Raw genomic sequence first — 15535 nt, forward strand, 5'->3', positions numbered from 1 at the left:
CTATTTGCTTTTCTATTCCTAACGGAAAAGATGGTTAACCATTCCTCTCTGTTTAATAAACTCGAACTAAATTCTCTCATACGGAGTTGAATTAGCTCGGGTTTTTTCGTATTCCCCTCCATAGGATGTAGTGTTCCTGTCTTATCGTGAGGATCTTTATCTGCTTGTTCCAGGTGATAATGCCGGAAGAATTTTGACCTAGAGGGCTCCGTATACTATAATTATACTGTTAATCTGAGTGAGGTGACCGTGATGATAGATCGTTTGCAAACATTGGAAGATCGTTATAATAAATTAAATGAATTATTAAGTGACCCAGAAGTAATTAGCGATACGAAAAAGTTACGTGATTATTCGAAGGAACAGGCTGGACTAGAAGATGTTGTACAGGCCTACCGTGAATATAAAGATGTAACCGAACAACTAAAGGACGCAAAGGAAATGCTAGAGGATGACCTGGATAGCGAAATGCAAGTGATGGTAAAGTCAGAAATTGCTGAACTAACCGAATCGAAGGAAGAATTAGAGGATCGAATGAAAATTCTTCTTCTGCCGAAGGATCCGAACGATGATAAGGACGTGTTCGTGGAAATTCGTGGTGCTGCTGGTGGGGATGAAGCAGCATTATTTGCTGGTGATCTTTACCGCATGTATAGCCGCTTTGTAGAGACTCAAGGCTGGAAAACCGAGGTAATGGAGGCCCATACGACAGGGGTCGGTGGTTACAAGGAAATTATTTTCATGGTTAAAGGTAATGGCGCGTATTCTAAACTGAAGTATGAAAACGGTGCACATCGTGTACAGCGTGTTCCGGAAACAGAATCAGGCGGTCGTATCCATACGTCAACAGCTACTGTGGCAGTACTTCCGGAAGCAGAAGAAGTAGAAGTGGAAATTCACGAAAAGGATATTCGTGTTGATACATTCGCCTCTAGTGGACCTGGTGGACAGAGTGTTAACACAACCATGTCTGCTGTTCGCCTAACCCACTTACCAACTGGAATAGTCGTATCCATGCAGGATGAAAAATCGCAAATTAAAAACAAAGAAAAAGCGATGAAGATTCTTCGTGCACGTGTATATGATAAATTCCAACAAGAAGCACAGGCAGAGATTGATGAAAACCGTAAATCGGCTGTCGGTACTGGGGATCGTTCAGAGCGTATTCGTACCTATAACTTCCCGCAAAACCGTGTAACAGACCATCGCATTGGACTTACCATTCAAAAGCTTGACCAGATTTTAGAAGGGAAGCTTGATGAAGTCATCGATGCTTTAATTATGGAAGAACAAACGAAAAAATTAGAACAAATTGGTGAATAACATGGCACAAAAACAATACGAAGTCCTAGAGTGGGCTTCTCTTTTTTTAGAGAAAAACAATCGGGAAACACGAGTAGCTGTGCTGTTACTTCAACACCATTTGAATGTGTCAAGGACGCAATATTTTGCGCAAATGCGTGAAGACATCCCACAGCATATTATAGAGAAGTTTCGTGCTGATGTGGTGAAGCATGCCGAAACTGGGATTCCAATCCAACATTTAATGGGGTATGAGATGTTCTATGGAAGAAAATACTCCGTAAATGAAAATGTATTAATTCCACGTCCGGAAACGGAGGAGCTAGTTCTCCATGTAATGGAGCATGCACCGAAGGACAAACCGATTACCATTGTTGATGTTGGAACGGGTAGCGGGGTTATTGCGATTACACTAGCCCTGGAATTACCGAATGCTGACGTGTATGCAATCGATATTTCACCAGATGCATTAGGAATGGCTAAGAAGAACGCAGAAGATCTAGCGGCTAATGTTACATTTTTACAAGGCGATTTTTTAGATCCTTTTGTAAAACAGGGCTTACGTGCTGATATCATCGTTTCGAACCCACCATATATTGCCGAGGAAGAGCGGTCTGAGCTTTCAGATACCGTAGTTAATTATGATCCTGAGATAGCATTGTTTGCAGAAGATAATGGGCTTTTTGCATATAAAAAAATAATATCTCAGCTGCCAGCCGCTATTCTTTCCGGTGGAAGTATTGCCTTTGAAATCGGTCATTTACAAGGGAAGGCAGTTCAAGATTTGCTTCAGCAAACATTTCCTGAAAGTAGTGTAACGGTTAGGAAGGATATAAATGGCAAGGACCGAATTGTTTCAGCAAAAAATCTTTAGTTGAATAGAGGAAAGAACGATAAACCGAATGAAATATGGCATTGTCCACGCTGGATATGTGCATCATTCGGTTTTTAACTTTTTTCGCTTTGTCCTACCTGTTAGGCTACATCATGCAAGGAATATCATCCCGACCATAAATGAGTGTCATTACATCACCAACAGGTTATAGCTGGACCTCTTGCATTAGAAAGAGTTGCTTTTTCTATTGTGGATAGTAATTCCTCCTCTTTAAATCCCTCTCTAGTCTATAGGTATCTAGTCCATGTATTGCGTTTTAGCTTTATATGATGTTTCTTTCTATACTGTTGAATAAAAAAATACTAGATTACTAGTTTAAATACATCTTCTTCTGTCCATACTGTGACTAAATCAAATTGTGGGGGACGGATTTTGATGAAAAAATTAGCATTTATCGTTATTGTAATTATTTTGATTGCACTTTCTCTACCGGTCTATGGTCAGGGGAATGAACATAAGACTGATGATTACCAGGTAATACCGGATGATGCGATTCGCTTACGGATATTGGCTAACAGTGATAATGAGGCAGATCAACAAATTAAGCGTATTGTTCGAGATAAAGTTAATGCTGCCATTACGGAATGGGTGGCTGAAATCGATGATATTGACGAAGCAAGGTCATTGTTAGAAAACAGGATTCCAGAGATTAGCGAAATCGTGAAGCAAACGCTAGCAGAAGAGGGCGAAAATCGTGACTTTGATGTGGAATATAATGATAGTGTCGGTTTTCCAATGAAAATATATGGAAATTATCTCTATCCTGCCGGGGAATATGAAGCAATATTAATTACTCTTGGAGAAGGCGAGGGCTCTAATTGGTGGTGTGTACTATTCCCGCCGTTATGCTTTTTAGATTTTGCTAATGGAATTAGTGTTGCACAGGCGAGTGATGGAGGATTTGAGGATGAGGAAGAGCAAGACAGTGGATTACAGATTAAATTTTTTCTATTAGAATGGTTAGGATTGTCATAGAGCACCCAAAACATGCATAAAATGATAGAAATGCGAGATTCTAGTAAATATTGTTTGAAGCAACAAGCTTCCTATGTGTTATTTGGCAGATCGCTTTTAAAAAATTTCTATCAAAATAGGGGTGTAGGAATGAAAATAAGAATTGCGCGTGATGTACCGAAAGAGAAGATGAATCAATTTTTTAGTACAACAGATCAAGTGAATAAAGACAGTCTATTAAAAGAAGGCTATGTAGTAGAGTTTGCTGGTGAGATTAAGGGATGCTTTGAGCTAGCCTCTGTAGAGGACGGTGTGTTTTGGTTGAAGCAGCTATATATTGCCCAAGAAGAAGCGCAGAAACTGCCAGTCTTACTAGAAACTATTATTGTTTTAGCGAAATCAAAGGAAGCGAAGAAGGTATATGTATTTAGTCACCAGCCGGTTGTGGATATATTGCTTGGTTCCTTACAATTCCGTCCTCAAAAAGAGGCATTGAATGTACAGCCTATGAAGAATAAGCAAGGGAACTGGTGGGCTTACGAAGTTTCTTGATACATCATCTTACTAGCAGCGTATCCATACTAGAAAGAATTTTCAATTTATACACATAATCCACATGAACCTGTGCACAAGTTGTGAAAAAACTGTCGATAAATAAAAAAACGGTGGATGGTATGTGGATAATGTAGGAATAAAGCGTTTAAATAAACATTTGCTTTAAAAAACCTGTGGATAAACTGCGGGTTTTCTTCTTTCTTTGTGGATAACATAATGCTTTGCGAAACCTTCCTTGTTTAGATAAAATGAGGGAAGGAAAAGAGGTAGTTTTCATGATAGATACAAAACGTTGGAATCTAGTGAACGGGAATAATAAAGAAGAAATGATAAAAGAAGCAGCAAAATTACTAAAAGCAGGAAGTACAGTTGCTTTTCCAACCGAGACGGTTTATGGATTAGGAGCAGATGCCACGAATGAAAAGGCAGTTGCGAATATATTCCAAGCGAAAGGTCGTCCACAGGATAATCCACTGATTGCACATGTTGCTACGAAAGAGCAGCTACTTCTGTTAGTGAAGGATGTACCAGACTATGTGAATAGACTAATTGATAATTTCTCGCCAGGTCCAATCACGTATGTGTTACCTAGTAACGGTACTTGTGCAGATAATGTTACAGCTGGCTTAGAAACAGTGGGCGTAAGGATTCCGAGTCATCCAGTGGCCATTGCTCTATTAAAAGAATGCAATATCCCAATTGCTGCACCTAGTGCTAATATTTCTGGGAAGCCAAGCCCTACAGCAGCTGACCATGTATGGGAAGACCTGTATGGGAAAATTGCTGGTGTTGTTGATGGTGGTCCGACTGGTGTTGGTGTAGAATCGACGGTTATCGATTGTACACAAGATATTCCCATCATTCTTCGTCCAGGTGGAATTTCTAAGGAAGAATTAGAAGAAGTTGTGGATAAGGTGTTAGTAGACCCTGCCATGTTGAATAAGGAAGAGGGACATGTACCGAAAGCCCCTGGAATGAAATATCAACATTATGCACCCGAAGTACCTTTATGGTTAATTGAAGGTGGAAGTGACAGAGTACAGCAGGTATATGACGAGCTCATAGCAGAAGGAAAACGAGTTGGCATCTTAGCAAGTAGTGTCACATTGAAATCATTACATGTAGATCAGAAAATATCACTTGGTGAAACGCTCGAGGATGTCGCAGCGAATCTGTATGATGGTTTGAGGAAGTTTAGACAAGAGGATGTGGATATTATTTTATGTGACACATATCCTGAATATGGCATAGGCCAAGCAATTATGAATCGATTGCGAAAAGCAGCTAGTCGTTATATTAGTAGTGAAGAGGCTGGGAAGTAACTCAAAGACTCCTGCGGGATGATAGGCATCGGTGAGACCCCTAAAGAAGTAGCACAGGAGGCTCACCAGCCGCCCGGCGGTAAAGTAGACACTGCGAGGTTTTTTCGAGCAGATGTCGCACTTATGCTGTGATAAAGTACAAGGTAGACACTGCGATGGTTTTTTCGAGCAGATGTCGCCCCTGTGCTGGAAGTGACCGCAAGTATATTTCCGGAGCGTGGTCTTTGCGCATCATTCGGTTTTTTAGATACATTTTTTTCCATTTTCTTGGACGTTTCACATATAACCTATAATGGAAAGCTAGGGTTATTTAGTATCAGTAATTGCTATAATAGGTTTTAAATTCTTCAACCTTACTCGGTGAATCATATTCCCCTTTGGAAAAGCATATAGTGTAAAAGCATGTCCAAGGGGGATATTTCATGGGTGAACTATTATCAATATTCATTATGTCTTTAGCAATTGGAATGGATGCCTTTTCTGTAAGCCTTGGCTTGGGAATGCAGAAGATTCGACTGAAGCGGATTGCCTTAATCGGTATTGTAATTGGATTATTTCATATGATTATGCCTTCTTTAGGCATCATAGCTGGTACGTTGATTTCTACTAAAGCTGGTGGATGGACTACATTAGCAGGTGGTCTTTTACTATTTGGAATTGGAGCCCATATGTTATTCTCCGCCTTTAACCATGAAGTAAACAAAGTGATTCAAACAACTGGAATTGGATTAATTATCTTTGCACTAAGTGTTAGTATGGACAGTTTTTCTGTTGGACTAGGGCTAGGATTATCAGGGGCAAAAACGGTACTTATTATTCTATCTTTTGGTGCTGCAAGTATGTTCCTTACCTGGGCTGGAATGTTGATTGGAAGAAAAGTGCACGGGTTTTTGGGAGTGTATAGTGAAATAGTAGGAGGGAGCATCCTTTGTGGATTCGGTCTCTTCATTATTTTTTAATTCAAACCATAATTGCCCCCAAGTTAGTAACTTAAGGGGCAATCATTTTTATTAGCTAACTTTACGAAATAATACTATATCTACCATGCCTCACAACAGTGTTAGGCATTTCATAACCTAAAACCTTTGCAGCATCCTTTGATAATTCTACTAAAACGCTATTTTCTCTTACTTGAAATACTTTTCCCTCATACTGCCCGTTTCTTCGATCGAAAAGTACTGTATCCCCTACGCTTGCAGTTTCAGCTTTCTTCATAAATAAAACCCCTCCCAAAGGATAATACCTAAATGAGACTACTCTATATTGTATAAAGAAATGACAAAGGTTATGTGGTGATAATTGGTATTTAGTTTATGTTCATTGCTAAATTAGTTACTTAGGTATTAAGTTTATTATGTTAATAGTAATACTTATGGATTATAATTTCCACAAATTTTTATCATTTTTTGACAATTTACTGATTTGTAACTAGGTAAAAAGTACTATAATTGATAGGTTCGTAATTCAAAATATTCATTTGTTGTTTTTCTGTCAACTCACTTTATTCTATGGTATATTTTAGTTAGAAATATGATTTTGCCTGGAATTGGAGGATTCTTCATGAAGATTTTATTTGTCTGTACAGGTAATACTTGTCGCAGCCCAATGGCAGAAGCTTTATTAAAAGAGAAAATGCCAAATATAGAAGTGAAATCTGCCGGGATTTTTGCTGCGAAGAATCAACGTGCCTCTCATCATACCATAAAGGTACTGGAGGAGAAGGGAATTACATTAGATCACCAGTCACAACCTGTGGAAGAAAAACTTCTTCATTGGGCGGATGTCGTTTTAACGATGACAACCGGACATAAGCAGTCATTAATGATGCAATTTCCCAATTTTCAGGACAAGTATTATACCTTGAAGGAATTCGTATCTGATTCCGATAAAAAAGTATGGGAAGAACTAAAATCGCTATATGCCGATTATGAACTAAAGCGTTCCCAAATTATTCAAAAATATCAGCATAAGCTTAAAAACGACCAGCTGGAGGAAAAGCTTGAAGAACACTTACACCCAGAGATAGAAAAAATTAATCAGTTGGAGAGTAGTCTAATTAATTATGATATTTCCGATCCATTCGGAGGCGATATAAGCACCTATCAGAAAACATTAGACGAATTAGAGGACTATATTACGTTATTAATTAAAAAAATATAAAAAGTAAAAAAAGCTGGGGGATAACAAGATGAACAAAAAATATCGCTTTGGGTTAAGGTTAAAGCTAGTATTATTTACAACAATTCTAGCGATGATTACCTACTCCACTAGTGCCTTTTTCCTTTATTTTCTCTATGATTATGTAACGGAGTTTTGGCAAGTATCGATGGAAGTGTATACGTTTCTCATTCTTTCTCTAGGGATAATTTGGTCTGGAATATTGGCCTATTTTGCAGCCCGATTGATTACGAAGCCTTTAAACCGACTGGCTGAAGTAGCGTCCGAGGTTGCAAATGGGAATCTTAATCAGGAAGTGGAGATTCCATCTTCTGATGATGAAATTCGCGAGTTAAGTACTTCTTTTGCCGCGATGGTAACAAATTTAAAAGAAATTGTGCATAATATAGATGTTCATTTCAACAATACTAATCAATCGGTTGTGCAATTGCGGGAAGCTTCTAGTTTAGTATCCCAGCATTCTGAACTAATTAGTGCATCTGTAGAAGATATTTCAAAAGGAGCAGAGAACTCCTCAGAGGCTATTCAACAAACTGTTGAAGCAGTAGAAGAAGCAACCGCCTTAGCAGAAAAAGTTCAGGAAAAAGCTGGCCAATCGAAAGAAAAATCCAATACGATGCTGGAAACATTGAATAACAGTAAAAAGGTTGTTAATCAATTAGTAGATGGTATTCAAAAGCTTGCAAAGGACCAGGAGCTTTCGTTAAAGGATGTAGACCACTTAAAAGAGAATGCTCTTCAGGTCGAGTCAATTATTACCATGGTTGGAGAAATTGCGGAGCAAACGAATTTACTTGCGCTTAATGCATCTATCGAAGCGGCAAGAGCGGGTGAGCATGGGAAGGGTTTTGCGGTGGTAGCAGAAGAAATCCGCAAGCTTGCTGACCAAAGCGCACAAGCAGTTCAACGTATTTCTGAATTGATTGAAGCAATTCAAGATGATGTTAGTCGAGTAGTGAAGAAGATTAATGAAAATGTACAGCTAGCAATGAAAGAAGCAGATAGCGGTGTAACGACGAATGCAGCTATTGAGCAAATGTCTGGTTCTGTTGAAGAAGTAGCAGGTGAAATTGAAGTCATTTTAACGATTGTTAACCAGCAATTAGCGTCTATTCAAGCGACAGCATCTCAATCGCAAGAGGTGGCAGCTATTGCGGAAGAAACCTCAGCCGGTGCGGAAGAAGTGAATGCATCGATACATGAACAAGCAGCATCCATAGGCAAGGTAGATAGCTTAGTACATGATTTAGAACAACAGGCCAATGGATTAAACAAGCAAATTCAAAAGTTTAACGTCAACTAATCACAACTAGAAAAGGAGCTAATAAAATGAAGGTAATTATCTCAGGTGACCATGCCGGAATGACAATTCGTAATGAAGTAAAAAGCTTACTTGAAGAGATGGGTATTGAATATGAGGATACAGGCTGTTCTTGTGAAACCTCTGTAGATTATCCAGACTATGCTTTACCAGCAGCCGAGCGTGTTGCGAATGGAGAGTTTGACCGCGGGATTTTAGTGTGTGGAACAGGTATTGGCATGTCAATTGCTGCAAATAAGGTGAAGGGAATTCGTTGTGCATTACTTTCTGATGTTTATAGTGCTAAGCTAACTCGTATGCATAATGATTCGAATATGATTGCTTTAGGGGAGCGTGTACTTGGACCAGGTCTTGCTAGAGAAATCGCAAAAGCTTGGTTAGAAACAGACTTTGAAGGTGGACGCCACGAGAATCGTCTTAACAAGCTTAAAGAATACGAGGATAAAAATCTTTAAGAGTTGGAGGCGAAGTGAAGAGCTTCGTCTGCTTCGTATAGGCTAGGTGAGCATATGAATATTCAAGCAGATTTAGAGGAGATTTTGCACGAGCTTCAACAGGTAGATTACTTGAAAAAGGACAGCATATTCATTGTTGGTTGTTCTACTAGTGAGATTGCGGGAGAAACTATTGGTACTGCTGGTAGTGAGGAAATTGCCGCCTCGATATTTTCCATGTTGAATAAACTAAAGAGGATAAAAGGTGTGCAGCTAGCATTTCAGTGCTGTGAGCATCTCAATCGTGCCATTGTTGTCGAACAGGAAACTGCTGACCAGTATCAATTAGAAGAAGTCTCTGTCGTTCCGGTTCCGAAAGCAGGAGGCTCGATGGCTGCTTATGCTTATCAAAATATGGAACATCCGGTAGTGGTAGAACATATTCAAGCACATGCGGGTATCGATATCGGGGAAACATTGATTGGCATGCATCTGAAACATGTTGCTGTCCCAGTACGATTAAATCAACGCTATATTGGGAAAGCAAGAGTGACTATGGCAAAAACGCGTCCAAAGTTAATAGGTGGTATGCGGGCAGTATATGACGTATAGAGAATCGTAATACTTTTACTTAGATACAGACAAAACAGGGAGGATTTTACCAATGGAACATTTAAAGCAGACAGATATTGAATTATTTGAAGCAATGGAAGCAGAGAAAAAGCGTCAACAAACGAAAATTGAGCTAATTGCATCGGAAAACTTTGTATCTGAAGCAGTTATGGAGGCAATGGGTTCTGTTTTGACCAATAAATATGCGGAAGGCTATCCGGACAAACGTTATTATGGTGGTTGTGAGCATGTTGATGTAGTGGAAAATCTTGCTCGTGACCGCGCCAAAGAACTATTTGGTGCAGACCATGCTAATGTACAACCACATTCAGGTGCACAAGCGAATATGGCTGTTTATTTTTCCGTGCTAGAGCCTGGCGATACAGTTCTTGGTATGAATCTAAACCATGGTGGACACCTAACCCATGGTAGCCCTGTAAACTTCAGTGGTACATTGTATAATTTTGTTGATTATGGTGTGGATCAAGACACAGAACAGCTTAATTATGATGTAGTACTGGAAAAAGCAAAAGATGTAAAACCAAAATTAATTGTAGCTGGTGCTAGTGCATATTCTCGCACGATCGATTTCGCGAAGTTCCGTGAAATTGCTGATGAAGTAGGCGCATATTTAATGGTAGACATGGCACATATTGCAGGTCTTGTCGCAGCCGGCTTACACCCAAATCCAGTACCATTTGCTGATTTTGTTACGACAACGACACATAAGACATTACGTGGACCACGTGGTGGTATGATCCTATGTAAAGCAGAATTTGCAAAGAAAATTGATAAAGCAGTCTTCCCTGGAATGCAGGGCGGTCCATTAATGCACATCATCGCGGCAAAAGCCACGGCATTCAAGGAAGCTCTATCCGATGACTTTAAAGTATATTGCCAGCAAATCATCGCCAATGCAAAAGCACTTGGTGAAGCATTGGTTGAAGAAGGAATTCGTGTCGTTTCTGGTGGCACGGACAATCATCTATTGTTACTAGATGTAACACCACTTGGTATTACTGGCAAGGTTGCAGAACATGTTTTAGATGAAATTGGAATTACCGTAAACAAAAACACGATTCCTTTTGATACAGAAAGCCCATTTGTTACAAGTGGTATTCGTATTGGAACACCAGCAGTAACGACCCGCGGCTTTAAAGAAGCAGAAATGCGTGAAATTGCTGCCATTATTTCCATGACATTAAAAAATCACGAGGACACAGCAGTGCTAAAAGAAGCTGCAGATCGCGTACTAGCGTTAACAGAAAAATCACCATTATATGTATAAGTGTGGAGGGGATACCTTTTGGTGTCCTCTTTTTTTGGTGGGAAATTATAGCTGGTTGTATGTGGTGTGAGATTGGTCTCAAGATTGGGTAGGTGTAGTGTAGTGTAGTGTAGGGCACAAGTGAGGAAGAATCGGTCGCATGTGATGGAGTAAAGGGCACAAGCAGGGAAGAATTGGTCACATGTGATGGAATAAAGGGCACAAGTAAGGAGAAATCGGTCGCATGTGATGGAGAATAGGGCACAAGTAAGGAGGAATCGGTCACATGTGGTGGAGAATAGGGCACAAGTAAGGAGGAATCGGTCGCATGTGATGGAATAACGGTCACAAGCAAAAGGAAATTGGTCGCAAGTTCTGCAATAAAGGTCACAAGCAAAAGGAAATTGGTCCCATGCACTGAAATAAAGGTCACAACCAAAAGCAAACCGGTCCCATAAACTGAACTAAGGATCCCAAACAAATGAAAATCATTCACATATACTCTACACAACCATAATCAAACCCCAGTCTCCATGACATCTTATTAACAATTTCAACCTTAACCTTGAATAACTAGTTATTTTTCAGTACAATTTTAAAGATGTAATTAAACTAAAGGAGTGGTCGTCAAAATGGGAAATGTACATGTTTTAGATCATCCGTTGATCCAACATAAATTATCGTTTATCCGTGATAGGAATACTGGAACAAAGGAATTTCGTGAATTAGTGGATGAGGTTGCTATGCTAATGGCATTTGAAATCACCCGTGATTTACCACTAGAAGAGACCACGATCGAGACACCAGTTACAACTATGAAAACAAAAGTGTTAGCTGGTAAGAAAATTGGCCTTGTTCCAATTCTTCGTGCAGGTTTAGGAATGGTGGACGGAATGCTAAAGTTAATTCCTGCTGCAAAGGTTGGTCATGTTGGATTATACCGTGATCCGGAAACATTAAAGCCAGTTGAATATTACATAAAATTACCTTCTGATATTGAAGAACGTGAGCTTATTGTAATTGATCCGATGCTTGCAACTGGGGGATCGGCAAATGATGCAATCGAATCTCTTAAAAAGCGTGGCGCTAAAAATATTCGCCTGATGTGCTTAATCGCAGCTCCTGAGGGTGTAGAAGTAGTGAAGAAAGCACACCCGGATGTTGATATTTATTTAGCAGCCTTGGATGAAAAGCTAGATGATCATGCATATATCGTACCTGGTCTTGGCGATGCTGGTGACCGTTTGTTTGGTACAAAATAATAACTAAAATGATGGAGTGATATAGATGCCAAAACGCCTTAAAGTAATGACGATTTTTGGGACAAGGCCAGAAGCGATTAAAATGGCTCCGCTTGTTCTAGAGTTGAAAAAGCGTTCAGATGAGTTTGAGCCGATTGTTACGGTAACAGCTCAGCATCGAGAAATGCTGGATCAAGTGTTAGAGATTTTTAACATTACGCCAGACTTTGATTTAAACATTATGAAGCAAGGGCAGACACTTGCTCAGATTACAACCCGTGCACTAGAAGGCTTAGATGAAGTAATGAAAAAAACAAAGCCAGATATGGTGCTAGTTCATGGTGATACAAGTACGACTTTTGCAGCATCGCTTGCCGCTTTATATAATCAAATTGCAGTTGGTCATGTGGAAGCAGGACTTCGTACGTGGAATAAATATTCTCCATATCCTGAGGAGATGAATCGCCAGTTAACAGGGGTTATGGCTGATTTGCATTTTGCTCCGACAGAAAAATCGAAGCAAAATCTATTAAATGAAAATAAACCAGCAGAACGTATCGTTGTAACAGGGAATACAGCAATAGACGCTTTAAAAACAACAGTAGATGAAGCATATCATCATTCTATTCTGGATGATTTAAACGGGAAGCGATTAGTATTAATGACTGCTCACCGTAGGGAGAATCAAGGAACTAATATGCAGCAAATGTTCCGCGCAATTAAGCGTTTAGTAGAAAAACATCAAGATATTCAAGTAGTGTATCCGGTTCATTTAAATCCAGTCGTTCGCCAAACGGCTAATGATATTTTAGGAAATGATGACCGCATTCAATTAATTGAACCATTAGACGTAGTAGATTTCCATAATTTTGCTGCTCGAGCACATTTAATTCTGACAGACTCAGGTGGTGTTCAAGAGGAAGCACCTTCCTTAGGTGTACCCGTGCTAGTATTACGTGACACGACAGAACGTCCAGAAGGTATCGAGGCAGGAACGTTAAAGCTTGCTGGAACGGATGAAGAGACAATCTTCCAGTTAGCAGATGAACTACTTTCTGACCAGGAAGCGCATGATAAAATGGCTAAAGCCTCTAATCCGTATGGAGATGGGGAAGCATCCCGCCGAATAGCAGATGCGATAGTCGACTATTTTAATCAATAATCCAATTCAGAGACCCATTTGGTGGTCTCTTTTTTTTATGTATCAAACCCCTTATTTCTACAAATGCTAAGCATAAGGAGGGATTACGTGCGCTTTTTACTACTAGCAATAATGCTTTGTAGCTCACTTTTGGTTATGCCTAGTACATCGTTGGCAGAAGATAATCTGCAATCGATTATCATTGAAGTAGAAGGAAATCCATCTGAACACAAACAATACTTAGAAATATATCACCCATTTATATCGGTTATTGCGACCTATGAAAGGCTATTTAATGGACTGGCGTTACAAGGCTCTCCAGATCAGCTTGAGAAGATGGGGACTTTGGATTTTGTTAAAGCGGTTCATTCTGTCCAAACCTATGAAACAACCCAAACATTAGAACATATTATTCCCTTTGAGGAGATAGAGAAAGATAGCCCGGATATGGTGCTTCCTTCTGAATTGAACAACACGAATTACACAGGAAAAGGAATTACGGTAGGGGTTGTCGATACGGGGATTGATTATCATCACCCAGATTTACAGGAAAATTATTCGGGTGGATATGATGTAGTAGATTTGGATGATGATCCGATGGAAACATTAGAATCAGAAGGGATCCCTACGAATCACGGCAGTCATGTAGCTGGCATTATTGCGGCAAATGGAAGCCTTCAAGGGGTTGCACCGAATGCGGAGATTCGAGCCTATCGCGCACTCGGACCAGGTGGAAGTGGTACCTCGGTACAAGTGATTGCAGCAATGGAGCAGGCGGTGGAGGATGGTGTCGATATCATTAATCTTTCCCTTGGAAATTCTGTGAACGGACCAGATTATCCGACAAGTATCGCAGTAAATCGCGCTGCAGACTTAGGTGTAGCCGTTGTGATTGCCAATGGAAATAGTGGGCCAGATAATTGGACAGTAGGCGCCCCAGCTACGGCATCAAACGCACTCGCAGTTGGTGCATTCGCTAATGCACATACCGCACCAATACTATATGACCCTCTTTCTGGGAAAAAAGTACCCATGACCCTCATGATGGGATCCAATCCATGGGACCTCTCCTTGGATTACGAAATCGGCTTAGCAGATGAAGCTAAGCTGAATGGAAAAATTGCTTTAATTCAGCGTGGGGAAATCCCTTTTTATGATTTAGCGAAGGAAGCGGAGGAGAAAGGGGCAATGGCGGTCATTATTTATAACAATGAAGAAGGTAATTTTCAAGGTGCAATCACAGGTCCTAAAGAGCAAATTCAAATCCCAGTTGTGTCTGTATCCAAGGAAGACGGTGAATGGTTACAAGAATTTGCGAAGAAAGAGAGCCATCCCTATATCGACACGATGTATGAAGAAGTCCCAAGTGGAATTGCTCCATTTAGCTCTAGAGGTCCAGTGACAGTCAATTGGGAATTGAAGCCAGACGTATTAGCACCAGGAACGAATATTGTGAGCACTGTTCCAGGTGGCTATATGCCACTTCAAGGAACGAGTATGGCGGCGCCGCATGTTGCGGGTGTCATTGCTCTAATGAAAGAAGCAAAGCCTACATGGACCAATGAACAAATTTTTGGCGCTTTAAAAACAACAGCAGTTCGCATGGAGGATGAAGCAGGTAACCCAATTGAACCGATAGGGCAAGGTATGGGACTAGTTGATCCGAAGCGAGCCATTGAAACACCAACCATTATGTATAACCCATCCTTAGCCTTTGGGAAAATTAATGAATATCTCAAAACACAAACAGTAAATCTAACTATCGAAAATACATCCAATCTAGACCAGACCTATTCTTTTCATATACCAAAGAAACAAAAGGGATTAAGTTGGAAGCTACCAATGACGTTTAGTATCGAAGCGGGAGAAAAGATGGAGGTTCCTGTCGAAGTAAGTATTACTTCTCCACAGCTTGAAAAAGGAATTCATCAAGGGTGGATAGAATTAGATTCAGAAGGGGAGACCTATCATCTGCCATATTTGTTTATCAATGAAACAGCAGATTATCCAAAAGCATCGGGATTTGAATTTACCCTCAAGCCTTTTTCGAAGAATGAATTTGTTTATCGCCTTTATTTAACAGAGGATACACGATATGTAGAAGTAGAACTCTATGACCCGCAAACATTACTCTATGACCGAACACTACTTCGTTTAGAAGAAACACAAATTGGCATGAACGAAGGATATTTAGAACTGAGAGATATCGGTCAAGCAGGTAGTTATCTAGCAGTCATCACTGTGCAATTGGAAGACGGTAGGTTCGAAAGCTATGAAACAGAGCTGTATATCAGTCCATAGCAATTATGTTAC

The 15535-nt window shown here is 40.0% G+C and carries 15 protein-coding genes; 14 read left to right on the forward strand and 1 reads right to left on the reverse strand.

The features are described 5' to 3' along the window. Positions 1-252: 252 nt before the first annotated feature. The 6 genes from prfA to MKY78_RS12675 all read left to right on the forward strand — a co-directional run bounded on the left by prfA (position 253) and on the right by MKY78_RS12675 (position 5987). Entirely contained in the window at positions 253-1323 is a 1071-nt protein-coding gene (gene prfA, locus MKY78_RS12650) for a peptide chain release factor 1 (protein ID WP_339213117.1), read from the forward strand. Position 1324: 1 nt separating this feature from the next. After that, positions 1325-2176 carry a peptide chain release factor N(5)-glutamine methyltransferase gene (gene prmC, locus MKY78_RS12655; protein WP_339213119.1) on the forward strand — a complete coding sequence of 284 codons (852 nt, stop codon included), beginning with the start codon at positions 1325-1327 and terminating at the stop codon, positions 2174-2176. Between the two features lie 396 nt (positions 2177-2572). Further along, positions 2573-3172 carry a stage II sporulation protein R gene (gene spoIIR, locus MKY78_RS12660; RefSeq protein ID WP_339213121.1) on the forward strand — a complete coding sequence of 200 codons (600 nt, stop codon included), beginning with the start codon at positions 2573-2575 and terminating at the stop codon, positions 3170-3172. A gap of 129 nt (positions 3173-3301) precedes the next feature. Further along, positions 3302-3703, forward strand: coding sequence for a hypothetical protein (locus MKY78_RS12665; protein WP_339213123.1), 402 nt, complete (start codon positions 3302-3304; stop codon positions 3701-3703). Positions 3704-3981: 278 nt separating this feature from the next. Continuing rightward, the gene (locus MKY78_RS12670) at positions 3982-5028 is read left to right on the forward strand and encodes an L-threonylcarbamoyladenylate synthase (RefSeq protein WP_339213124.1); all 1047 of its coding nucleotides are present in this window, start codon (positions 3982-3984) and stop codon (positions 5026-5028) included. Between the two features lie 422 nt (positions 5029-5450). Then, a complete protein-coding gene (locus tag MKY78_RS12675; protein WP_339213126.1) occupies positions 5451-5987 on the forward strand; it encodes a manganese efflux pump MntP family protein in 537 nt (178 codons plus the stop codon). Positions 5988-6048: 61 nt separating this feature from the next. Here the strand turns inward: MKY78_RS12675 and MKY78_RS12680 are convergent, their stop codons facing one another. Further along, positions 6049-6243 carry a DUF2187 family protein gene (locus MKY78_RS12680; protein ID WP_186868320.1) on the reverse strand — a complete coding sequence of 65 codons (195 nt, stop codon included), beginning with the start codon at positions 6241-6243 and terminating at the stop codon, positions 6049-6051. A 345-nt stretch (positions 6244-6588) separates the two neighbouring features. Between MKY78_RS12680 and MKY78_RS12685 the strand changes: the two genes are divergently transcribed. From MKY78_RS12685 to MKY78_RS12720, 8 genes are all read left to right on the forward strand, one after another. Next, positions 6589-7188, forward strand: a complete 600-nt coding sequence (locus MKY78_RS12685) for a low molecular weight protein arginine phosphatase (protein ID WP_339213128.1) — start codon at positions 6589-6591, stop codon at positions 7186-7188. A gap of 28 nt (positions 7189-7216) precedes the next feature. After that, positions 7217-8509, forward strand: a complete 1293-nt coding sequence (locus MKY78_RS12690; RefSeq protein ID WP_339213130.1) for a HAMP domain-containing methyl-accepting chemotaxis protein — start codon at positions 7217-7219, stop codon at positions 8507-8509. Positions 8510-8535: 26 nt separating this feature from the next. Beyond that, positions 8536-8982 carry a ribose 5-phosphate isomerase B gene (rpiB, locus tag MKY78_RS12695; protein ID WP_186868323.1) on the forward strand — a complete coding sequence of 149 codons (447 nt, stop codon included), beginning with the start codon at positions 8536-8538 and terminating at the stop codon, positions 8980-8982. A 54-nt stretch (positions 8983-9036) separates the two neighbouring features. Next, the gene (locus tag MKY78_RS12700) at positions 9037-9573 is read left to right on the forward strand and encodes a TIGR01440 family protein (protein ID WP_339213131.1); all 537 of its coding nucleotides are present in this window, start codon (positions 9037-9039) and stop codon (positions 9571-9573) included. Positions 9574-9625: 52 nt separating this feature from the next. Beyond that, positions 9626-10861, forward strand: coding sequence for a serine hydroxymethyltransferase (gene glyA / locus MKY78_RS12705; RefSeq protein WP_339213133.1), 1236 nt, complete (start codon positions 9626-9628; stop codon positions 10859-10861). A gap of 611 nt (positions 10862-11472) precedes the next feature. After that, positions 11473-12102, forward strand: a complete 630-nt coding sequence (gene upp, locus MKY78_RS12710) for a uracil phosphoribosyltransferase (protein WP_339213135.1) — start codon at positions 11473-11475, stop codon at positions 12100-12102. Between the two features lie 25 nt (positions 12103-12127). Next, on the forward strand, positions 12128-13243 hold the full coding sequence (wecB, locus tag MKY78_RS12715; protein WP_339213137.1) for a UDP-N-acetylglucosamine 2-epimerase (non-hydrolyzing): 1116 nt from the start codon (positions 12128-12130) through the stop codon (positions 13241-13243). An 87-nt stretch (positions 13244-13330) separates the two neighbouring features. Next, positions 13331-15523, forward strand: a complete 2193-nt coding sequence (locus tag MKY78_RS12720; protein WP_339213139.1) for a S8 family serine peptidase — start codon at positions 13331-13333, stop codon at positions 15521-15523. The last annotated feature ends 12 nt before the right edge of the window (positions 15524-15535 follow it).

It is taken from the genome of Ornithinibacillus sp. FSL M8-0202 (assembly GCF_037975285.1).
Lineage (GTDB): Bacteria > Bacillota > Bacilli > Bacillales > Amphibacillaceae > Ornithinibacillus > Ornithinibacillus massiliensis.

Coding starts and splice junctions, on each gene's coding strand:
- prfA (WP_339213117.1), top strand. CDS start 253: ATGATAGATCGTTTGCAAACATTGGAAGATCGTTATAATAAATTAAAT.
- prmC (WP_339213119.1), top strand. CDS start 1,325: ATGGCACAAAAACAATACGAAGTCCTAGAGTGGGCTTCTCTTTTTTTA.
- spoIIR (WP_339213121.1), top strand. CDS start 2,573: ATGAAAAAATTAGCATTTATCGTTATTGTAATTATTTTGATTGCACTT.
- MKY78_RS12665 (WP_339213123.1), top strand. CDS start 3,302: ATGAAAATAAGAATTGCGCGTGATGTACCGAAAGAGAAGATGAATCAA.
- MKY78_RS12670 (WP_339213124.1), top strand. CDS start 3,982: ATGATAGATACAAAACGTTGGAATCTAGTGAACGGGAATAATAAAGAA.
- MKY78_RS12675 (WP_339213126.1), top strand. CDS start 5,451: ATGGGTGAACTATTATCAATATTCATTATGTCTTTAGCAATTGGAATG.
- MKY78_RS12680 (WP_186868320.1), bottom strand. CDS start 6,243: ATGAAGAAAGCTGAAACTGCAAGCGTAGGGGATACAGTACTTTTCGAT.
- MKY78_RS12685 (WP_339213128.1), top strand. CDS start 6,589: ATGAAGATTTTATTTGTCTGTACAGGTAATACTTGTCGCAGCCCAATG.
- MKY78_RS12690 (WP_339213130.1), top strand. CDS start 7,217: ATGAACAAAAAATATCGCTTTGGGTTAAGGTTAAAGCTAGTATTATTT.
- rpiB (WP_186868323.1), top strand. CDS start 8,536: ATGAAGGTAATTATCTCAGGTGACCATGCCGGAATGACAATTCGTAAT.
- MKY78_RS12700 (WP_339213131.1), top strand. CDS start 9,037: ATGAATATTCAAGCAGATTTAGAGGAGATTTTGCACGAGCTTCAACAG.
- glyA (WP_339213133.1), top strand. CDS start 9,626: ATGGAACATTTAAAGCAGACAGATATTGAATTATTTGAAGCAATGGAA.
- upp (WP_339213135.1), top strand. CDS start 11,473: ATGGGAAATGTACATGTTTTAGATCATCCGTTGATCCAACATAAATTA.
- wecB (WP_339213137.1), top strand. CDS start 12,128: ATGCCAAAACGCCTTAAAGTAATGACGATTTTTGGGACAAGGCCAGAA.